Source organism: Nocardia spongicola, assembly GCF_047200775.1.
Taxonomy (GTDB): Bacteria; Actinomycetota; Actinomycetes; order Mycobacteriales; family Mycobacteriaceae; genus Nocardia.
This window is the reverse complement of the sequence record NZ_JBJZOO010000001.1, coordinates 78,256-97,701: the sequence shown is the minus strand read 5'-3', so window position 1 is coordinate 97,701 and position 19,446 is coordinate 78,256. Positions and strand designations below refer to the sequence as shown.

The following is a 19,446-nucleotide window of genomic DNA, read 5'->3' as shown; positions in this document are numbered from 1 at the left end:
GGATTCCGCGCAGTGAAGGATTCAGATATGGCCGAGGCCAGTACCGTTCGCCCGCTCCGCGCCGATAAGGTCACATCCTGGGATCACCGGGCCGATGTGGTGGTCGCGGGCTACGGTATCGCCGGGGTGTGCGCCGCCATCGAGGCCGCACGCGCCGACGCCGATGTGCTGATCCTCGAACGCACCGGTGGCTGGGGCGGTGCGGCCGCGATATCGGGCGGATTCATCTACCTGGGTGGCGGTACGCCCTTACAACAGGCTCTCGGTTTCGCGGATACGCCGGAGAACATGGAAACATTCCTGCTCGCCGCACTCGGGCCCGGTGTGGACAAAACCAAGATCGCCGACTACTGCCGCGGCAGCGTCGAGCATTACAACTGGCTGGTCGCCTGTGGTGTGCCCTTCCGCGCCGCGTTCTGGGGCGAGCCGGGCTGGGAGCCACCGCACGACGAGGGGCTGATGTACTCCGGCGGCGAGAACGCCGCGCCCTTCAATACGATCGCCACACCCGCACCGCGCGGACACGTTCCGCAGCTGGCCGATAAGCGCATCGGCCAGAAGAGCGGCGGTTACATGTTGATGAAACCACTGGCCGATACCGCGGCGGAGCTCGGCGTCCGCGTCAAATACGACATGCGGATCGGGCGACTGATCGTCGACGAGGACGATCGCGTGGTCGGCGTGCTCGCTCGCCGCTATGGGAAACCGGTCGCGGTGCGCGCCGAACGAGGAGTCGTGCTGGCCACCGGCAGCTTCGCCTACCACAAGGGGATGGTCGAGAAGTACGCGCCGCGGTTGCTCGGCAGACCCGCCGCGGCGATCGAGGAACACGACGGGATCGGCATCAGGATGGCTCAATCGCTCGGCGCGGAGCTGGCGCATATGGACGCGACCGAGGTGGCGTTCTTCGGCGACCCGCAAGTGCTGGTGCGCGGCATTCTGGTCAACGGGCGCGGCCAACGGTATATCCCGGAGGATACCTATCCCGGCCGGATCGGCCAGGCGACGCTGATCCAGCAGGACAATCAGGCTTATCTGGTGATCGACGAAGCCGCCAACGAGGCAGCGCTCACCACTGAAACCTCGACGCCGTTCTTCCGCCGGCCACCGACCTGGGTCGCGGAGACAGCAGCGGAACTGGAAGCCGAGATGGGTCTTCCTGACCAGGCCTTACAGACGACCGTATCGAGTTACAACCTGCACGCCGCAGCAGGCGAGGATCCACTGCTCGGCAAGAAACCGGAATGGGTGCGCCCCCTGAGCGGACCGCTGGCGGCATTCGATATGCGCGGTCTGACCGCGGGGTTCACCCTCGGCGGGCTGTGCACCGACCTCGATTCCCGAGTGCTGCACGTCACCGGCGCGCCGATCGCGGGACTGTTCGCCGCGGGCCGGTGCACCTCCGGGTTGTGCGCGAGCGGGTACGTCAGCGGCGCATCCCTCGGCGACGGCAGCTTCTATGGGCGCAGGGCGGGTATCGCGGCAGCCAAGAACTGACCCGCCCGACCCGCGGAGTAGCATCCAGACACATGTCCGAAACCGATTCCGTCATTCTGGAGGCCACCCGGCGCAGGCTCTCCGATAAACAGGCGAGCACCGTGGACAAACTCACCCGCTCAGCGGTGCACGTGCTCGCGCGGGAGGGCTTCGCGGGTATGACCATCCGGATGGTCGCCGCCGAGGCAGGTGTCGGAACGGCCACGGCGTACACGTACTTCTCCTCCAAGGAGCACTTGGTCGCCGAGATCTTCTGGCGGCGGCTGGTTTCCGCACCGTCACCGGTCAGCGATGATCAAGATCCGACGGTCCGAGTGGTCGCCGAACTGCGGAGTATCGCCATGCTTGTGGCCGACGAGCCGGAATTCTCCGGCGCGGTGACCAGCGCCTTACTCGGCCGTGACCCCGATGTCGAGCATCTGCGTGGACGCATCGGGGCCGAAATCCGCAAGCGGATCATCCGTGCCCTCGGCCCGGACCCTGACCCTGACGTGGTCGAATCGCTGGAATTGCTCTACGCGGGTGCGATGGTGCGGGTCGGGATGGGATACGGGTCCTACGCCGAGATCGGCGACCGCATCGAGAGATCCGCATTGCTGCTCCTGAGATGAACACGGCCCGCGCCGACAGGGCCGGTCCACGTATCGCCGGATAGCCTCTGGAATTCATCCGTTTTCCCGAAAGCGGCCCCCGCTTCGCGCACACACTCGTAATCTGTGCCTTAGCCTGCGCAGATCGGAGCGGACAGTGCGATCAGATGGACTTACCGCGGACTACGTCATCGTCGGATCAGGATCGGCGGGCTCGGTGGTCGCCAATCGGCTCAGCGCCGATCCTGGGACCACGGTGGCACTGCTCGAGGCCGGTCCACCGGATCGGAACAGATTCACGCATATCCCCGCCGGGTTCTCGAAACTCTTCCGTTCCGAGATGGATTGGGACTATTTCACCGAGCCGCAGCCGGAACTGAAGAACCGTCAGCTCTACTGGCCGCGCGGCAAGATGTTCGGCGGCTCGTCCTCGATGAACGCCATGATGTGGGTGCGTGGGTTCCGCGCGGACTACGACGAGTGGGAACTACTGGCCGGTGCCGAATGGGGTTTCGCCGCCGCGGTCGAGCGGTTCCGGCGCATCGAGAACGTGGAGGGCTCGCAGTATCCCGACGAAGGTGTCGGCGGTCCATTACACATCTCCCATCAACGCAGCCCACGCGCATCCACCGCCGCCTATCTCGCCGCGGCCGAGGAAGCGGGCTATCGGGTGGAACCGCCGAACCGCCCACATCCGGAGGGGTTCAGCCAGACCATGGTGAACCAGCGTGGTGGCAGGCGCTGGAGCACTGCCGATGCCTACCTGCGGCCCGCCATACGCCGCTCGAACCTCACAGTGCGCACCGCCGCGCAGGCAACGCGGGTGCTCTTCGACGGTATACGCGCCGTCGGCGTCGAATACCTGCAGGACGGCAACATCCGCACGGTGACAGCGCGACGGGAGGTCGTATTGTGCGGTGGCGCGATCAACAGCCCGCAACTGCTGATGCTCTCGGGTATCGGCGACCGCGATGAGCTGACCCGCCACGGCATCCAGGTGCGCCATCACGCACCTGATGTGGGCGCCAATCTGCAGGACCATCTGGCCGCGAGTATCGGTTACAGCGTGCCGGGAGATTCGTTGTTCACCGCCGAGGAGCCGCGCCAGCTGCTCGCCTACCTGATCCGCCACCGCGGCATGCTCACCTCGAACCTCGGTGAGGCCTACGGGTTCGTCCGCAGCAGGCCCGATCTGGACCTACCCGACCTCGAACTCCTCTACGCGCCCGCACCGTTCTATTACGAAGGGCTACAAGAAGCGACCGAACACGGCGTGACCCTGGCCGCCGTACTACTGCGGCCACACAGCCGGGGACGGATCACCCTGTCTTCCGCGGACCCGTCCGCCAAGCCCGTGATCGATCCGCGCTACCTGTCCGATAGCGCAGGCGCCGACCGCACCGCTATCATGGCCGGGCTACGTCTCTGCGCGGGCATCGCGGCCGAACCATCGATGAAGACGGTACTCGGCCCGTTGATCTACCCGCCGCGAGCACCCGCCGACCCAGAAGCCACCCTGGAGCTGGCGCTCAACTCCTACGCGCAAACGCTCTACCATCCGGTCGGCACCTGCCGTATGGGCTCCGACGCCACCAGCGTCGTCACTCCGCGGCTGGAAGTACGTGGTGTACAGGGACTTCGAGTCGCCGATACCTCGGTGATGCCACTGATCATCCGCGGCCACACCCACGCGCCCGCGGTATTCATCGGCGAACAGGCGGCCGAGTTCATCCGCGCCGGATAATCGGCGGATCCGCCTCCTACCCCGCACACCGCATTTGGGCTACGGCGCGGGCACTCTGGCGAAGCCGAGAGGCGGCGTCGGAGTCCGTCCGGTGTGCAGCACGGGACGGAAATCGGGGAGCACCGGTAACACATCCGCGTTGCGCGCGGCGTAGCACCGCACCGCGGGCAGCGATCGGACCACCTCGGCCCGTTCCACCGGTTCATGATCGATGAAACCTATGGTATCCAGGCTGAGATCGAGCCTGCGCGCGATGCGCGCGATCGCTGCGGACTTGGGCCCCCAGCCGATCTCGATGACCGAGAACATCTCGTACACACCGTGCCGGTACAGCTTGTCCAGAGTCCACTCCCGCTCACCCCGGCTCGCGACAGCATGCTGGATACCACGCGCATTGAGCGTATGCACGGTACGCAATGCGGCAGGCCGCAACGCACCACTGGTCGCTTCGCATACGATGCCGTCCCACAAGGTGTTGTCCAGTTCCCAGACAAGACATCTCAGAGCCGGTCGCACCGCCCTGCTCCTATCGTCGCGCTACCACTGCCCACCTGCCGTGACCCAGTCGACAGGGCAGCACCGCACATCATGCTGGACACAACAGGCGCTGGACAAAGCCTTGACTACCAGGCTGTGTCCAGCGCCAGCGATCCTACCGGGATCTCCGCCTGGGCCAGTACGTGGCACATCCACAGTGAGTGCGGAAACCGTTTTGCCGCACCGACACTCACAGTAGGAAGTATCGACGATAGTGAGTGCGCGATCCACCTCGACCCGCTCCGCCGGCTCGTCGACAGCGACTCGCCATCTCGCGGTGACCTTTCCGGCTACCCTGCGCCTTCTTCGGGTACCGGGGTGATCAGGCGAGGGCGAGGAACAATTTTTCCAGTTCCTCTATGGTCATCGGGTTGGAGTCCTCGGCATCGGATCCGGCGAGGCAATCGCGCAGGCCACTGGCAACGATCTTGAAACCGGCGCGGTCCAACGCCCGCGATACAGCCGCGAGCTGAGTGACGACGTCTTTACAATCGCGGCCTTGTTCGATCATGGCGATCACACCGGCGAGTTGACCGTGCGCACGGCGCAGCCTGTTGAGGACTGATGCGATGCTGTCTTCGTCGCCGACCATGGCGCTGTTCCTTTCTCACGTACTGTCCCCAGCATACCCGTCCGGGTATGCCGGGGACAGTATTGTTTCCCGCCATCATGGCCGAGCACTGGCTCGGCAGCGGATAATGCTCCCGAATCGATGTCAGTCCGGTCAGTGGCAGGTCACGTCAACGCGCAGGGCGTCGATGGCGGCTCGCAATTTCGCGGTGGCCTCCACCGCGATGGGCCGCAACGCCGGCTCGCCGGTGACTTCGACCATCAGCTGTGGATTCATCGCCTCGACGAGAACCGTGTCGTCGGATTGCGCGGAGCGACGGACGACGACATTACACGGCAGCAGCAACCCGATCTGGCGGTCGGCGTCGAGTGCTCGATACGCCAAGGGCGGGTTGCACGCACCCAAGATGCGGTAATCCTCGATGTCCGCATCGAGTCGGGTTTTCATGGTCTCGCGGATATCGATATCGGTGAGAACACCGAATCCTTGCTCCGCAAGGGCTGCCCTGGTTCGTTCGACAGCATCGTCGAAGGTGGTACGCAGTGTCACGGACAATTCCGAACTCATAGCGGCATCATGCCTTTCGGTGCGGGAAGGTGGGCGGAAGCAGATGTCGCCGAACGTGTGCCCAGGTCTGCGGCAGTATGCGCGGGGACACCCAGACGCTGTAACAGCAGGGTGACCGGACACCACCCCACAGCGCTGTAGAGCAACAGGTTCGCGCCGACGAGCGTTGTCAGGATCAGCCACCAGGGTGACGATGTCACGGTAAGTACCGTGCTGATCAGTACGAACGTGCCCGCGAGCAGCGGTACCAGACGTCCTATCGACCAGCCGTTGTATCGCACTGATTCAGACATGGCAGCGGTGTCCTTTCTCCGGGTGCCAACTGGCTTGCGTAGGTATCGGCGAGATCGGTACAGAGCATTCCGAGACTCGGTTTTTCGACGGCATGGGTACTCAGTGGTGCGCGAAGTCGATGGTGGGCAAGATCTTGCGCAGCCAGTTCGGTGACCACCAGCCGCTGCGCCCGGTGAGTCGCAGCATGACCGGCAGCAAGACCAACCGGACAACGACCGCGTCGAGCAGCACCGCCACTCCGAGGATGATCCCCATCTCCTTGGGCGGCAGCGGATCGGCGAGGGCGAAGGTGAAGAACACCGCCACCATGACCGCCGCGGCGGCGAAGATCACCCGGCCGGAGTGGGCAAGGCCATCGATATGCGCGACACCCGCATCCCCCGACCGCTCATAGTGTTCCTTGGTGGTGGCCAATAAGAACACGGTGTAATCCATAGCGATGGCGAAGATCATCGCGAAGAAGAACACCGGTCCCCAACCATCGAGGAATCCCTGCGGGGTGAACCCGAGCAGAGCGGCGCCATGCCCATCCTGGAAGATCAGTTTCGCCACCCCGAACGCGGCCGCGGTCGACAGCAGGCTGACCACGGTGCCCAGCGCCGCGATCAGCGGAGCCTGCAATGCGATCAGCAACAAGAGGAATCCGAGGATCAGGATCACCCCGACGATCACCGGCAGATACTCGTCGAGGGCATGTTGTAGATCGAGGTTTTCCGCGGGCGCTCCGCCGACGAGGGCGTCGCCGGGAAGACTGCGCCGCAATTGATCCAGGATGTCCGCCATTCGCTCATCGGATGGGTCGACAGCGGGGAGTACCCGGATCATCGCCAGCCCGGAGTCGTCGGAGGCGAGTTGCGGCGGGGTGACCATGGCGACTGCCTCGGTCGCAGCGGCGGCCCGCGCCGCCTGCCCGGCTTCGGCAGCGGGCACGATGATCTGTAGCGCTCCCGGCGCACCCATGCCCATCTGCCGCTGGACGAGTTCGTACCCCTGACGCACCGGCGCATCGGCGGGCACGACCTGAATCGAAGGCATCGCGACTTTCAGCCCGAGTGCCGGGATCGACAGCGCGATCAGCAGCGCCAACCCGCCGATCGCGAACGGCCACGGCCGCTCGTGCAGCATTCGGCCCCACCGGGCGAAGCTCGGCGATCGGTGCTGTTGTCGCTTGGCATAGGGCAGAGCACCGGCATTGATCTTGTCCCCGAGCGCGCCGAGCGCCGCAGGCAACAGCGTCAAGGTGGCAGCCAACACGAACAGCACCGCGAGCATGATCCCGACCGCCATCGTGCGCACCGCGGGCGCCGGAACCAACAACACCGCCGACAAGCTGACCAGCACCGTCAATCCGGACAGCACGACAGCCTTGCCCGCCGTGTTCATCGTCTCGGCGACCGCCTGGCCGGAATCGGCCGCCTTGCTGAGCGCGTCCCGGAAACGAGCGACGAGGAACAGTGCGTAGTCGATACCGAGCGCGAGTGCGAACATCATCGCGAAGTTCATCGCCCACACCGAGATCGGGGTGATCTGGTTCAGCAATACCAGCCCACCCGCGGAAGCCACCAAACCCGCGATCGTGAGCAACAACGGCAGCCCGGCCGCGACCAGCGATCCGAACGCCAACACCATGATCGCCAGTGTCACCGGCCAGGAGAACAACTCGGCCTTGATCATCGCGTCGTGGTTGGCTTTGTTGAAGTCGCTCCACAACGCGGACGCTCCGGTCGGATAGACCTCGACTCCCGCACCGGACAATGCGGTCAGGGCCTGCTTGTGCTCATCGACCGCTGCGACCATCTCGTCGGTGGAGGCAGCCGCGCCGACGATCATGATGCCGGTGTGCCCGTCCCGGCTGATCGTCATCCCTGGTTGTGGCCGGATCACACTCCCGAACCGCTGGTCATCCACCAGCTCCGCAGCGATCCGATCCATCGTCTGCTGCACCTGCGGACTGTCGACAGTCAAGGTATCGGAATGCACCACAACCTGGACCGCTGCCGAGGAATCGCCACCGAAATGCTGCTGCGCCAGCTCACGTACCCGGACCGATTCCGAACCGTTGGCCTGCCACCCGGCACCGGCCAGTGAGGTGAACACGCTCGGCGCCGCAGCACCGAACGCGATCAGCACCACCAGCCACACCCCGAACACGATGCGGGCATGTCCAGCCATCGCGGACCCGAGAGCGGCCAACCAGCCCCGTTTATGCGCTCGCGCATCGTCCGGACGTACGGCAAGCGTCGTTTCGCTCATCGCAACACCTCCGCGTCGGCTGTCACATACCAGTTCGGCATCGCCACCTCCTATATACCCCCCTGGGTATTAAAGACAGCCCGACTATACCCCAGGAGGTATATGAAGCGCAGTTATGTCTTGCATCACAAACACGGTCGGTATGCGACATCCCCCAGCGGAAACCCTCGGACCACCCCGGCCTCGTTCCCACAAGAGGGCTCCGCGATCTGTGAGTTAGCTCATGGATCTGCCGAACATCTGTGCAGCAGGTCGCAACACCGTTATCATCGGGCGCCGCGTGCCGCAGGGTAACGCGATGAGTTCGAAGGGCTACACCACATATGAGCGGTACGCGAGAAAAGCTGGATGAGTTACGGGACATCCTGGAGCTGGCAGAGGAACCCGCGGGCGAATCCGGCATCGCGAAACGCAAGAGCAGAGGTATTCCGAGCGCGCGGGAACGGGTGCGCGCACTGCTGGACCAGGACAGTTTCGTAGAGATCGGAGCCTTGGTACGTCAGCCGGGCACACCCGGTGCCATGTACGGCGACGGTGTGGTCACCGGCCGCGGCCGGATCGACGGCAGACCGGTGGTGGTGATCGCGCACGATCAGACCGTCTTCGGCGGTTCGGTCGGCGAGATGTTCGGCCGCAAAGTCGCCAAAGCGATGGATTTCGCCACAGCCAACGCCTGCCCTGTGATAACGATCAACGACTCCGGTGGCGCCAGGATCCAGGACGCGGTGACCTCTCTGGCCTGGTACGCACTGATGTGCCGTCGCCAAGAACAGCTGTCGGGCTTCGTACCGCAGGTATCGATCATGCTCGGCAAATGCGCGGCAGGCTCGGTCTACGGACCGGTCAATACCGATATCCTGATCGCGACCGAGAAATCGTACATGTTCGTCACCGGCCCCGAAGTGATCAAAGAGGTCACCGGTGAGGAAGTGACCGCGGAGGAACTCGGCGGTGCGCAGGTGCAGGCAGCCAATGGCACCATCCACCATGTGGCGGCTACCGAGCAGGACGCGTTCGACTGGGCCAGAACGTATCTGAGCTACCTGCCCACCAGCTGCCTGGAGCGCGGACCGATCGTCAACCCCGGACTCGAACCCGAGCTCAGCCGGCACGACCTGGAGCTGAACTCGATCATTCCGGACTCCGACCGCCAGGGCTACGATATGTACGACGTCCTGCTGCGGCTGTTCGACGACGGGGATTTCCACGAGATCAGCGCGGCCACCGCACAGAACATGATCACCGGTTTCGCCAGGGTGGACGGGCGCAGTGTCGGCGTGATCGCGAACCAGCCCATGGTCCTCGGCGGCGCCATCGACGCCAAATGCTCCGATAAGGCGACACATTTCATCCGGCTGTGCAACGCCTTCGGATTACCGCTGATCTTCGTCGTCGACACCCCAGGGGTATTGCCCGGCGTCGAGGAGGAGCGCAGCGGGGTGATCAAGCGCGGCGGGCGATTCTTCCGCGCGGTGATCGAGGCGACCGTCCCGATCGTGACAGTCGTGGTGCGCAAGGCATACGGCGGCGGCTACGCGGTGATGGGCTGCAAGCAGCTCGGCGCGGATATCAGCTTGGCCTGGCCTACCGCGCGCATCGCCGTGATGGGCGCGGAAAGCGCGGTGAGCATCGTCGGCAAGCGCCAGCTCGCCCAAGTGCCATCCGAGCAGCGGGCAACCGTCAGGGACACCATGATCGACCACTACAACGCGACTGTCGCCACCCCATGGATCGCCGCCGAGCGCGGCTACATCGACGCGGTGATCGAACCCTCGCACACCAGGCTGGAGATTCGCCACGCCTTGCGGCTGCTGCGTGAGAAAGAGGCGAGTACCGAGCCCAACCCGCGCAAGCACAGCCTCTTCCCGGTCTGACCCATCCCGGCCACGGCCGGGAATCAGGCGATGCCACTCCCGCGATGCCCGTGACACGGCACTGCGGGCGGCCATACCTGCCCTGCCCCGCGGGAACTGCGCGCACAAGAAAACCGGAACGCCGAGCGGTACTACTGTGAGTGGTCGACGAGATGACCCCGCCTGCGATCCGGGGCCGTGCCCCGGATTCAGGCGAGACTCGTCGGTTGATCCATGGTCTCCGGCTGGCGGCGGCGTAACGCGGCGATGAGTTCCTGGGTGTATTCAGGAGGTGCGGCGTGCACCGAAAGCAGATTCGCGACCGCACGATAGGCGGCGAGGTCGGTATCTTTGTCCAGATACAGCGCTCCGGTGAGTTGTTGCAGGTAGACGATATCTGGCAGGTCCGGTTCCGCGAAACGCAACATGGTGAACGCGCCATCGGCGATGGCGGGCCCGCCGACATGGTCGGCGAGCATCTGCACGGTGATATTCGGCGCGTCAACGGCCTGTAGCAGGTGCTCCAGCTGAGCGAGCCACACCTGCGATCCACCGACCCGGCGGCGTAGCGCCGCCTCCTCGACGATCAGCCACAGCTGAGGTGGATCGCGCCTGGTCAAGATCTCCTGGCGGCGCATCCGTAAGGCAACACGCCGGTCGATCGAATCCGCCGTCTCCTGAGGATGGGCAAGAACGAGCAGCGCACGCGCATAATCGGGGGTTTGTAGCAACTCAGGTACCACGCGCGGCTCATAACAGCGGATCAGCTGCGCCGCCTGCTCCAGTCCGAGATAGGTATCGAACCACTTCGGCAACCAGTCCGAGTCGTGATGCCACCACCCCGAAGTATTCGCCTGTGCGGCCAGTCGCTTGAACTCTGCGCACTCATCCGGATCGGTGACCCCGTACAGCGCGAGCAGATCAACCAGGTCCCGCTGCCGGAAACCGGTCCGCCCCAGTTCCAGCCTGCTGATCTTCGAATGTGAGCCTCGGATCGCCGCACCGGCTTCCTCGAGCGAGATACCGCACGCCTCGCGCAGCCTGCGCATCCGTCCACCGAGAATCATCCGTAAAACTGTCGGACCGCCCTCGATGGCCGGAGTCGTTCCGGGAGTAGCGGATTCATTTTTCAGCCGCTTTACCGAAGCATGCATATACCGAGTTTCGCATGGGTACTGTCCGCACTCCAGCACCGATACCGACCTGACCGAGGGGCACTCGCATCCACGAGATCATCATGGCGGCCCACACGACACGCGCTACTCCGCGGCGGCATCCATGATCTCGGCATAGCCCTGAAACAGCACAGGTACGGCGGCATCGGCGCTATCGCGCAGCCGCGACCAGCACTCCGCGAAAGCCGCCCGCGCAGGTGCGCCTGCCCAGTCACCGGGCAGCAGTTCCCGTGGCAGCAAGGGATCGGGCTGCATCGCATCGGTGAATTCCGCCGCCAGCTCGAGCGCAGTGCTCAGATAGATGATGCGCGGCAGCTTCCGAGGTACGCCGAGTAGCCGGTCACGATGCCTGGTCACAGTAGCAAGCAGCTGCTGGTGGCGCCGCGCGATATCGTCCAGCGGCCATAGCTGCCGCGCGATCAGTACCGGGGAATCGATATCACCGATGCGTAGATCCGCGGTGGTCATCATCGAAAGATGTCGCATGACGTCGAATCCGGAGGCCACATCGATGACATGCGGTTCCCACGCATTGGGTGATACATACAGCCCACCCTGCAGTGCGGCGCCACCGAGCCCGACAATCCGCGCCCGGAAGCCGTCTCTGGCCCGGCGCATGGCTTCCGGTATCGCGAAGGCCACCATATGCCAGTACCCGTCCCACGGAGCGAGACCGCGATCCTGGCGGTAGGCGAACTGCACGAACCCGGCATCGAGCGCGAGTGACTGCCGCATGGTATCGGTGGCCAGCAACTCCGCGCGGCGACCACGCCCGTGCTGGATGATCCGTCCCTCCGCGACGGCACGTCGGATGCCCAAGCGGATCTGCTGGTCGGACATCCCCAAGGCAGTGCCGACGCCATACAACTCGGCAGCGTCGATGGTTCCGTCGCCGCGCACCATGCTCTCCAGCAGCACCCGGGTCGGGATCTTTCCGGCGATCGTCTCAGTTGAATCGTTCATTTGTGTACGATCGTAGCGTGTTCGATAGATTGAAGCCGGGGCGCCGGACCCTGCGTGTGGCACTCGCGGTACTGCTGGTGCTCGTCGGCACGGGCGGCTGGATAGCACACCAGAACAGCTACGCACTCCGGGAAGAGCCGGTGATCATCACCGGCGCAGCGACACCTCTGCACGGCGTACTCGCCCTGCCACCGCACGGTGACGGCCCTTTCGGACTCGTAGTGTTCGTGCATGGCGACGGTCCTGTCGACGCCACCTACGACACCTTCTACCGCCCGATCTGGGAATCTCTGGCACAGGCCGGCTACGGATCCTTGTCGTGGAACAAACCCGGCGTCGACGGCGCGCCAGGGGATTGGCTGGACCAGACCATGTCAGACCGCGCCGAGGAGACCACCCACGCCATAGCCTGGGCCCGCGACCGTCCGGAAATCGACCCCGACCGGATCGGGTTGTGGGGGGCGAGCCAGGCCGGTTGGGTGCTACCCGAAGTCGTCGCGCACGATCCGCGGCTGCGATTCATGATCGCGGTCTCACCTGCGATCAACTGGTTACAACAGGGCCGCTACAACTTGATCGCCGAGCTCACCGAGTCCGGCGCCACACAGGAGGAAGTGGCGGCCGCGCTGGCACAGCGTGAGAAGGACCTGAGGTACCTGCGAGCCGGTGCGAGCTATGCGCGGGCACGAGCGGCCGGAGCCGCAACAGATATCTCGGAGCAGCGCTGGCGCTTCGCCCAGCGCAACTACACCGCTGACGCGTCAGCCGATCTGACCCGGGTACGCATTCCGGTGCTCCTCCAGCTGGGTGGGCACGATCTGAACGTCGACATCGCCGACACCGAAGCAGGCTACCGGCGCAACCTACCCGACCAGAGCCTGCTCGACATCGTTCACCACCAAGAAGCCACGCACGCAATGGTGCGCGCCGACATCGCGGACAGCACGGTCAAGAGCACGCTGGTCGCACTCTTCGCACCACGCAATCTGTACGCACCTGGCGTACTACACACCCAACGCGACTTCGTCGCGAAGGTAGCGCCCTTGCCCTGATCGGGCGCATCACGCGGACAACGGCCCGCGAACCCGCGGCTCGATTCAGTGCAGTAACACCTCCGCGGTCGCACGGCCGAACAGTTTGCGACCCGCACAAGTCGCCGTCAACGCGATGGTGGCGGCGCGACGAGCGGGATCCAGCTCCTTGACCCGGCCGTGGAATTCGATCGCGCTCGCCTCCGTTGCCTGCACCGGGGCGAAGCCGGCGAACCGAACCGCGTACTTGGTCACAGCGGCCGGATTGCCAAGCCATGAGGTGAGGTATCCGGCTCCGAGCCCCATCGTCAGCAACCCGTGTGTGACCACATCGGGAAGGCCCGCACTGCGCGCGACGACATCACTGAAATGAATCGGATTCGAATCGCCGGATACCCCGGCGTAGTTCACCAGATCACCACGCGAGAGCAGCACCGTCCGCGGAGCGAGTTCCATCCCGACGGATAACTCCGTGAAAGCGGGAACAGTCCACGGTCTCGGCAATCCCTCGGGCAGGTTGTACTGTGCCGGCTCCTCGAAGCACTCGACCACTCCGGTGTCCGCCTCGGTTGTCCGCAGGGTGGCCGTGTCCAATCGGTCGGCGGCCGACTGCCCGGTCATGATCACCCCCTCGACCACGCCACGCAGATCGGCGGCGAGATCCGACCCGGTCTGCGCCACCGCGGTGCTGTGGGCCGTCTGCAACATCTCCTTGTGCTGATTGCTGAGCACGTTTTTGATGACAAGGAAATCCTTGTCACCGAACTGCCGGAACGACTCGAAATAGCAATCGCACCGCACCTGGTCACCGGCGATGATCGGGCGGTGCACTTCGATGGCCTGTTCGGCCTGCAGTACTTGTCCGAGGTCGTAGCCGGTGAGCGTGGATTCGAACATTCTGCGCTGCATCACCATGAGCACGATCGAGGAGAAGGTCAACGGCGCGACCAGCCCGGCGAAGCCCAACTCCGCGGCAGCGCCTTCGTCCCAGTGCGCCGGATGACCGTCCTGTAGCGCTCGCGCGAACTCCCTGATCTTCTCCCGGCCCACCTCGTAGTGGTCGATCAAGCGATAGTGCCGTCCCACCGACGCCATTGCCTGTTCGGACGCAGTATGCATGATGTTGGTCATATGCCTCTTTCGCGAATTCGGCGTCACCCTCCCCCAGACCGACCCGCCCTGTCGAAGCCTCACGGACGCCGGACGGCAACTCACCGGATCTGGGCATACGAACAACGGACCGAAAGGGATACGGTCGCGGCCATGATCACGACTCCAGACACACCGCGTTACCGGATACCTCCCGGCGCCGTCACATGATCAGCACTGGCCGGGCGCTCGAACTCGATGCGACTATTCGTCCGGCCGGTCGATCGTCCTATCGATAGCCGAACATCGCCACGGTAATGCTCACCGAGCGCCTACGCTACACCGCGGCCCCACAGACACACCGAACGACACCACGGCACCACAGACACACCGAACGATACGGCTTCCGATAACCCGCTCCGGCCGAACCAGGCATCTATCCAGGGGCTCTCGCGGGGGCTGCGCAGGCTCGCTAGGCTCAGGAGAGTATGTCTGAAAGCGATGCCGAGGAGAGCGCAGGAGGTTCGACCGTGGCGCAACGGCATCGGAATCACCTCGATACCTGGCGACGCGCCGCTACGCTGCTTCCTGCCTGCCTGTTGTCGCTGGCGGTGGCCTGTGGTTGCGCCGAGCCCGACACCGAGTCGGCGGCAGACGCCACAGCGATAAGCACCACAGCGGCCAGAGACAGCATCATCCCCGGTCGGCCAACCGCCGAGGGCGCGCTCCCGTCGAGCACCGCGCCTGCTGTCGACCCTTATGCCGACCTGCCACTGATCGATCACGTCACCTGGGTCGATACCATCGACGGACCGAGACTGCTGGTGTTTCCCACTCCGGCCGGACGGCAGACCACGTTCCCCGGCGCGGCGGAACGGGCGTGGCAGGAGATCCGGGCCGAGTCGACGAACGCGGACACACCCGGCATGCGTGACCAGTTCATCTGCCACTGGGCATGGGCGCGGCTGGTCCAGCCGAACAAGCCGAGCTGGAATTTGGAGCCGTGGCGGCCCGCGGTCGGCTACCCGGCCACAGTAGAAGCAGGTTGTAATCCCGGCGGCCCCGAGCGCTGAGCACGAGCGCCGCCTCTGCCGAAAGGAATGATCCATGCGTGTCGTCATCGCGGGCGGACATGGCAAGATCGCATTGCTGCTCGCCCGGCTTCTCACCACAGAAGGCCATGAGGTCGCCTCGCTCATCCGCAATCCAGAACACACCGTCGCCGTACGCGATGCCGGGGCCGAGCCGGTGCTGTGCGATTTGACCGAGGTCGGCGACAATGAACTAGCAGATGCGGTAAAAGGTTGCCAGGCAGCGTTTTTCGCCGCAGGAGCTGGTCCGAATAGCGGTGTGGACCGCAAATACACTGTGGATCTGGGCGGCTCGGTGCGACTGGCCGAGGCCGCAGAGCGGGCCGGGCTGCGCCGCTTCCTGCAGATTTCCACCATGGGCGCCGGCCTGCCTCCCGCGCCGGATATGGGCGAGCAGTGGGCGGCCTATATCGACGCGAAGACCAAGGCGGAAAACGATCTCCGAGAACGGGATCTGGATTGGACAATCCTACGACCGGGCAGGCTGACCGACTCTCCCGGCACCGGATTGGTGACACTCGGCCCGCCATCGGTCGGCCGTGCCGAGGTCCCGAGGGCCGATGTGGCAGCTGTTCTCGCCGGATTACTGCTCGCCGCGCCCACCTCGGGGATGACGCTCGAACTCATTTCGGGAGGAACTCCGGTCGACCAGGCGATCGCGCAACTGACCGGCTGAATCCGAGCCGTCTCGCCCCTCGCCGATCGACGTCAGTAGTCACGATGGGAGAATATCCGTGTTCAGCCGTATCGTTTCGATGAAGATCCGCCCCGGCTCCCGGGCAGCGTTTCTCGCGGCGGTGTCCCGCAGCGCCGATGCTTCCATACGTACCGAACCGGGCTGTCTACGCTTCGATGTCTGCGCCGATCGGGTCGATCCGCACCGATTCTTCCTCTACCAGCTCTACACCGATGACGAAGCGGCGGAAGCGCACCGTTTCACCGAGCACTTCCTTGCCTGGCGGGCCGCGGCGGATCAATTCGTCGAGCCGGGCACCCAGATCGACTACAGCACAGATGTACTCTTCGGCCGAGAATGAACCGCTGCCGCGGGTATTGCGTTCGCGAACGTGCGTACGCGAAATGCAGACTGCGCAAATGCAATCGGTTGTGCAGATGTGCTTGCATATGAAAGGTACAACGGCCTAAACTCGATCCCGCAGCGCTACACAGCGAACAATCACAGGAGGCCGCGTGGGTGAGCCGAGGCCGAATTCGCCATAAGCTTGCCACCGCCACAGAGCAGGGGTGTTCGAATGGAACAACCACATGCCGGCGGCCGGTTCGGAGTAACCGACGCCCACTGGCCCATCAGCCAGCGAACGGTAGAAATATGAGCACATTGTCAGCCCAGAGCGGCCACATGAGTAGCATCTTCTCCCGAGAAACCGCAGTCGCCTATGTCATCCATGCCGTGGAATCCACCGGTGCGGCGACACGGCACGACTTCGATATAGAACGAATTGTTACCACCGCGCATGCGATGGCTGATGATTGGGACCTCGAGGCATTGCATCCCGCGACCTTCTGGCGAATTGCCTCCAGTTTTATCCGGCAGTAGAACAGGTCGGGCACCCGATAGTCGGCAAACAGCTGGAACGCCGATGTGCCATACGCACCGCTACCCTTGATACACGCCACTTCACGCGGACCACGGTGATCACTGCCGAATCAGTCGATTTCAGGCGCCGTTGTCCTACCCACTCGGAAACCGAAGCGCCAGGCGTTGCTACGGCAGGGCAACATCTGAACGCCTGGCGGCTGGTATCAACGCCCGACGGCGTATTCCTGCATGATCTCGATCGACTTCTCCGGACGCTCGGCCTGCACACTGAGCCGATCCATCACCGACAGATACAGCGCCAGATCTTGCCGCCGTTCGAGATACAGGGCACTGGTCAGGTGTTCCAGATAGACGATATCCGGCAATTCCTGCTCCGCGAAACGGAGAATGCTGAAGGAGCTCCCTGCTGCCGCATGTCCACCCGCGGCATAAGGCAGCACCTGAATCGTCACGTTCGGCAATTCGGCGAGCGCCATCAGATGAAGAATCTGCTCCCGATGCACCCGCTCGCCACCGACCGGACGGTGCAATACTGCCTCATCGATCACCGCCCAGACCACCGGCGGATCCGATCGGAACAGGATCTCCTGCCTGCGTTTGCGTACCGCGACCCGCCGATCCGTATCCTCGTCCTCGTACCCGAGCGAGACAACCGCCCTTGCGTATTCGGGCGTTTGCAACAGACCGGGAACAAGATGCCCCTCATAGGTGCGAATCTTGCTCGCGGCCTGTTCCAACCCCAGGTAGGTACCGAACCACTGTGGCAGCAGATCGTTATAGCGGTGCCACCATCCCGGCTCATTGGCCTGCCTGGCCAGCTCGAGGAACGACTCGCGCTCCTCTGGGTCGTGGACGCCGTACAGGGTCAGCAGGTCGCGGATATCGCGTTCCTTGAAACCGGTACGCCCCAACTCGAGACGGCTGATCTTGGCGTGCGAGCCGCGGATAGCGTCACCCGCCGCTTCGCGGGTGATACCCCGCTTTTCGCGAAGCTTGCGCAGCTGGCCACCCAGTGCGATACGCAGCACGGTCGGACCACGTTCCGCGACAACGGATTGCACGCGACCATTGTTGTCGGGCTCAGCGATCATCGAGTTCGTCTCCGATACTCCGGGGATACCCACAGTGTGTCACAACTACCTATCGCAAGACACACCGCATCAACCGCCAATACTACCGTTCAGCTGGTCAGGTAGTCGAACTCTCCAGCCTTCGCACCGCGAACGAACGCGTCGATCTCCGGGCGTGTATAGAACAGGACGCCTCCCTCAGGATCACGCGAATTCCGCACTGCCACATTATTATTCGACGCTTCAGCCATCTCGACACAGTTACCGCTCGGATTGCTGAAGGAACTCTTGCGCCATGCCCCGACAACCTTGTCGGTGGATGTATCCGACATCTTCCCACTCCTCGCTTACCGCAGTTCGGCGAATCGGCTTGTGCAGATGCACGTTCAAACGTTCTTGCATTTGCACCAACACGGGACGATAGCACGAAGTTCGCCCTTGTGCGCCTGATACTTCGAACCAGTGGTCCGACAGTGCGAGAGCATGGTTGCGAAGCAACAGGAGAACACACTACGAAGCAACAGGAGAAGCCCCTGTGAAGCCTCGTGAATACCGTGCGATCAGCCGATCGCTCCCGTTTACCCGACGAGTCCGAATCTTGTACTGTCACAGGGCACTATCCGATAAAACAGTCATGTGCGAGACCCGCATCGCCTCCCGCACGGCAGCACCACGGACATTGTCACCGAGGAGTTCAAGGAGTCCAGCCATGCCCGACGACAACAGCCCGCTCATCCGGACGGACATCCCGCACTCCGCGCGGATCTGGAACTATTGGATGGGCGGCAAGGACTATTACGAGGTCGACCGCGTAGCAGGTGACGCGGGTATCCGAGTCGACCCCGACATCACCACCATGGCGGTACAGTCGCGCCAGTTCCTCATCCGCGCGGTGCGCTACCTCGCGGGCGAGCGGGGGATTCGCCAGTTCCTCGACATCGGGACCGGTCTGCCCACCATGCAGAACACCCATGAGGTCGCCCAAAGTGTCGCGCCCGAGTGCAAGATCGTCTACGTGGACAACGACCCGCTGGTGCTCACGCACGCGCGGGCACTGCTGACCAGCACGACACCAGAAGGTGTTACCACCTATATCGACGCCGACTATCACGATCCCGAGCGAATCATCGCCGATGCCAAGAACTTCCTGAACTTCGATGAGCCGATCGGCGTGATGTTCATGGGTGTGCTCGGCCATGCCAAGACCTACGACGATCTCCTGCGAGTCGTGCGGACCGTACTGGACTCGGTCCCCTCGGGCAGCTTCCTGGTGATGTGGGACGGCACCGACGATAGTCAGGCGTATGTCACCTTGTGCGAGAACTACACCGGCACCGGCGGCACTCCTTATATACCCCGCCCCCAAGCGCAGATCGAAGCCGTCTTCGACGGGTTGGAGATGGTACCCCCTGGCTTCGTATCCATCACACAGTGGCAGCCGGAGGAAACCGAGGTAGGCGAGATCCGGCCGATCTCCGCCTATGGCGCGGTCGCCCGCAAGCCATGAACCGATGAATACCGAAGCGGAAGCGGCGCAGCGCTAGCCGTCGCAGTCGCGGC

The 19,446-nt window shown here is 63.9% G+C and carries 20 protein-coding genes; 10 read left to right on the top strand and 10 right to left on the bottom strand.

The features are described 5' to 3' along the window. The first annotated feature begins 27 nt into the window (after nt 1-27). The 3 genes from ACL02S_RS00445 to ACL02S_RS00435 all read left to right on the top strand — a co-directional run bounded on the left by ACL02S_RS00445 (nt 28) and on the right by ACL02S_RS00435 (nt 3,831). Entirely contained in the window at nt 28-1,497 is a 1,470-nt protein-coding gene (locus ACL02S_RS00445; protein WP_412800211.1) for an FAD-dependent oxidoreductase, read from the top strand. A gap of 32 nt (nt 1,498-1,529) precedes the next feature. After that, nucleotides 1,530-2,108, top strand: a complete 579-nt coding sequence (locus tag ACL02S_RS00440; protein ID WP_412800210.1) for a TetR/AcrR family transcriptional regulator — start codon at nt 1,530-1,532, stop codon at nt 2,106-2,108. A 136-nt stretch (nt 2,109-2,244) separates the two neighbouring features. Further along, a complete protein-coding gene (locus ACL02S_RS00435; protein ID WP_412800209.1) occupies nt 2,245-3,831 on the top strand; it encodes a GMC family oxidoreductase in 1,587 nt (528 codons plus the stop codon). Between the two features lie 39 nt (nt 3,832-3,870). Here the strand turns inward: ACL02S_RS00435 and ACL02S_RS00430 are convergent, their stop codons facing one another. The 5 genes from ACL02S_RS00430 to ACL02S_RS00410 all read right to left on the bottom strand — a co-directional run bounded on the left by ACL02S_RS00430 (nt 3,871) and on the right by ACL02S_RS00410 (nt 7,972). Further along, nucleotides 3,871-4,347 (bottom strand): HAD-IIIC family phosphatase, encoded by a 477-nt coding sequence (locus ACL02S_RS00430; RefSeq protein WP_412800208.1) that lies wholly within the window; start codon nt 4,345-4,347, stop codon nt 3,871-3,873. Between the two features lie 343 nt (nt 4,348-4,690). After that, nucleotides 4,691-4,960 (bottom strand): metal-sensitive transcriptional regulator, encoded by a 270-nt coding sequence (locus ACL02S_RS00425; RefSeq protein WP_412800207.1) that lies wholly within the window; start codon nt 4,958-4,960, stop codon nt 4,691-4,693. A gap of 132 nt (nt 4,961-5,092) precedes the next feature. Continuing rightward, nucleotides 5,093-5,506, bottom strand: coding sequence for a DUF302 domain-containing protein (locus ACL02S_RS00420; RefSeq protein WP_412800206.1), 414 nt, complete (start codon nt 5,504-5,506; stop codon nt 5,093-5,095). Next, nucleotides 5,503-5,799 (bottom strand): YgaP family membrane protein, encoded by a 297-nt coding sequence (locus ACL02S_RS00415; RefSeq protein WP_412800205.1) that lies wholly within the window; start codon nt 5,797-5,799, stop codon nt 5,503-5,505. Before ACL02S_RS00415 ends, ACL02S_RS00420 begins: the two co-directional genes overlap by 4 nt. Before the next feature lie 100 nt (nt 5,800-5,899). After that, a complete protein-coding gene (locus ACL02S_RS00410; protein ID WP_412801064.1) occupies nt 5,900-7,972 on the bottom strand; it encodes an MMPL family transporter in 2,073 nt (690 codons plus the stop codon). Between the two features lie 404 nt (nt 7,973-8,376). Between ACL02S_RS00410 and ACL02S_RS00405 the strand changes: the two genes are divergently transcribed. Then, nucleotides 8,377-9,927 (top strand): acyl-CoA carboxylase subunit beta, encoded by a 1,551-nt coding sequence (locus tag ACL02S_RS00405; RefSeq protein ID WP_412800204.1) that lies wholly within the window; start codon nt 8,377-8,379, stop codon nt 9,925-9,927. A 188-nt stretch (nt 9,928-10,115) separates the two neighbouring features. Here the strand turns inward: ACL02S_RS00405 and ACL02S_RS00400 are convergent, their stop codons facing one another. Both ACL02S_RS00400 and ACL02S_RS00395 read right to left on the bottom strand, forming a co-directional pair. Continuing rightward, on the bottom strand, nt 10,116-11,060 hold the full coding sequence (locus ACL02S_RS00400; RefSeq protein ID WP_503129039.1) for a Sco1979 family transcriptional regulator: 945 nt from the start codon (nt 11,058-11,060) through the stop codon (nt 10,116-10,118). A gap of 105 nt (nt 11,061-11,165) precedes the next feature. Beyond that, the gene (locus ACL02S_RS00395) at nt 11,166-12,044 is read right to left on the bottom strand and encodes a PaaX family transcriptional regulator C-terminal domain-containing protein (protein ID WP_412800202.1); all 879 of its coding nucleotides are present in this window, start codon (nt 12,042-12,044) and stop codon (nt 11,166-11,168) included. Between the two features lie 17 nt (nt 12,045-12,061). Between ACL02S_RS00395 and ACL02S_RS00390 the strand changes: the two genes are divergently transcribed. Beyond that, nucleotides 12,062-13,096 (top strand): alpha/beta hydrolase family protein, encoded by a 1,035-nt coding sequence (locus ACL02S_RS00390; protein WP_412800201.1) that lies wholly within the window; start codon nt 12,062-12,064, stop codon nt 13,094-13,096. Nucleotides 13,097-13,141: 45 nt separating this feature from the next. Here the strand turns inward: ACL02S_RS00390 and ACL02S_RS00385 are convergent, their stop codons facing one another. Continuing rightward, the gene (locus tag ACL02S_RS00385; protein WP_412800200.1) at nt 13,142-14,194 is read right to left on the bottom strand and encodes a fused (3R)-hydroxyacyl-ACP dehydratase subunits HadA/HadB; all 1,053 of its coding nucleotides are present in this window, start codon (nt 14,192-14,194) and stop codon (nt 13,142-13,144) included. Between the two features lie 458 nt (nt 14,195-14,652). Between ACL02S_RS00385 and ACL02S_RS00380 the strand changes: the two genes are divergently transcribed. From ACL02S_RS00380 to ACL02S_RS00365, 4 genes are all read left to right on the top strand, one after another. Beyond that, a complete protein-coding gene (locus ACL02S_RS00380; protein ID WP_412800199.1) occupies nt 14,653-15,237 on the top strand; it encodes a DUF2599 domain-containing protein in 585 nt (194 codons plus the stop codon). Between the two features lie 34 nt (nt 15,238-15,271). Next, nucleotides 15,272-15,931, top strand: a complete 660-nt coding sequence (locus ACL02S_RS00375; RefSeq protein WP_412800198.1) for an NAD(P)H-binding protein — start codon at nt 15,272-15,274, stop codon at nt 15,929-15,931. A 58-nt stretch (nt 15,932-15,989) separates the two neighbouring features. After that, complete coding sequence (locus ACL02S_RS00370; RefSeq protein WP_412800197.1) at nt 15,990-16,292, top strand: putative quinol monooxygenase; 303 nt, start codon at nt 15,990-15,992, stop codon at nt 16,290-16,292. 293 nt (nt 16,293-16,585) lie between these two features. Further along, complete coding sequence (locus ACL02S_RS00365; RefSeq protein ID WP_412800196.1) at nt 16,586-16,813, top strand: hypothetical protein; 228 nt, start codon at nt 16,586-16,588, stop codon at nt 16,811-16,813. A 206-nt stretch (nt 16,814-17,019) separates the two neighbouring features. Here the strand turns inward: ACL02S_RS00365 and ACL02S_RS00360 are convergent, their stop codons facing one another. After that, a complete protein-coding gene (locus ACL02S_RS00360; protein ID WP_412800195.1) occupies nt 17,020-17,907 on the bottom strand; it encodes a Sco1979 family transcriptional regulator in 888 nt (295 codons plus the stop codon). An 89-nt stretch (nt 17,908-17,996) separates the two neighbouring features. Further along, nucleotides 17,997-18,218, bottom strand: coding sequence for a DUF397 domain-containing protein (locus tag ACL02S_RS00355; RefSeq protein ID WP_412800194.1), 222 nt, complete (start codon nt 18,216-18,218; stop codon nt 17,997-17,999). Between the two features lie 377 nt (nt 18,219-18,595). Here ACL02S_RS00355 and ACL02S_RS00350 point away from each other — a divergent pair, with 377 nt between their 5' ends. After that, nucleotides 18,596-19,393 carry an SAM-dependent methyltransferase gene (locus ACL02S_RS00350; protein WP_412800193.1) on the top strand — a complete coding sequence of 266 codons (798 nt, stop codon included), beginning with the start codon at nt 18,596-18,598 and terminating at the stop codon, nt 19,391-19,393. The last annotated feature ends 53 nt before the right edge of the window (nt 19,394-19,446 follow it).

Coding starts and splice junctions, on each gene's coding strand:
- ACL02S_RS00365 (WP_412800196.1), top strand. CDS start 16,586: ATGAGCACATTGTCAGCCCAGAGCGGCCACATGAGTAGCATCTTCTCC.
- ACL02S_RS00355 (WP_412800194.1), bottom strand. CDS start 18,218: ATGTCGGATACATCCACCGACAAGGTTGTCGGGGCATGGCGCAAGAGT.
- ACL02S_RS00415 (WP_412800205.1), bottom strand. CDS start 5,799: ATGTCTGAATCAGTGCGATACAACGGCTGGTCGATAGGACGTCTGGTA.
- ACL02S_RS00420 (WP_412800206.1), bottom strand. CDS start 5,506: ATGAGTTCGGAATTGTCCGTGACACTGCGTACCACCTTCGACGATGCT.
- ACL02S_RS00360 (WP_412800195.1), bottom strand. CDS start 17,907: ATGATCGCTGAGCCCGACAACAATGGTCGCGTGCAATCCGTTGTCGCG.
- ACL02S_RS00400 (WP_503129039.1), bottom strand. CDS start 11,060: ATGCATGCTTCGGTAAAGCGGCTGAAAAATGAATCCGCTACTCCCGGA.
- ACL02S_RS00395 (WP_412800202.1), bottom strand. CDS start 12,044: ATGAACGATTCAACTGAGACGATCGCCGGAAAGATCCCGACCCGGGTG.
- ACL02S_RS00440 (WP_412800210.1), top strand. CDS start 1,530: ATGTCCGAAACCGATTCCGTCATTCTGGAGGCCACCCGGCGCAGGCTC.
- ACL02S_RS00380 (WP_412800199.1), top strand. CDS start 14,653: ATGTCTGAAAGCGATGCCGAGGAGAGCGCAGGAGGTTCGACCGTGGCG.
- ACL02S_RS00405 (WP_412800204.1), top strand. CDS start 8,377: ATGAGCGGTACGCGAGAAAAGCTGGATGAGTTACGGGACATCCTGGAG.
- ACL02S_RS00425 (WP_412800207.1), bottom strand. CDS start 4,960: ATGGTCGGCGACGAAGACAGCATCGCATCAGTCCTCAACAGGCTGCGC.
- ACL02S_RS00350 (WP_412800193.1), top strand. CDS start 18,596: ATGCCCGACGACAACAGCCCGCTCATCCGGACGGACATCCCGCACTCC.
- ACL02S_RS00410 (WP_412801064.1), bottom strand. CDS start 7,972: ATGGCTGGACATGCCCGCATCGTGTTCGGGGTGTGGCTGGTGGTGCTG.
- ACL02S_RS00375 (WP_412800198.1), top strand. CDS start 15,272: ATGCGTGTCGTCATCGCGGGCGGACATGGCAAGATCGCATTGCTGCTC.
- ACL02S_RS00445 (WP_412800211.1), top strand. CDS start 28: ATGGCCGAGGCCAGTACCGTTCGCCCGCTCCGCGCCGATAAGGTCACA.
- ACL02S_RS00385 (WP_412800200.1), bottom strand. CDS start 14,194: ATGCATACTGCGTCCGAACAGGCAATGGCGTCGGTGGGACGGCACTAT.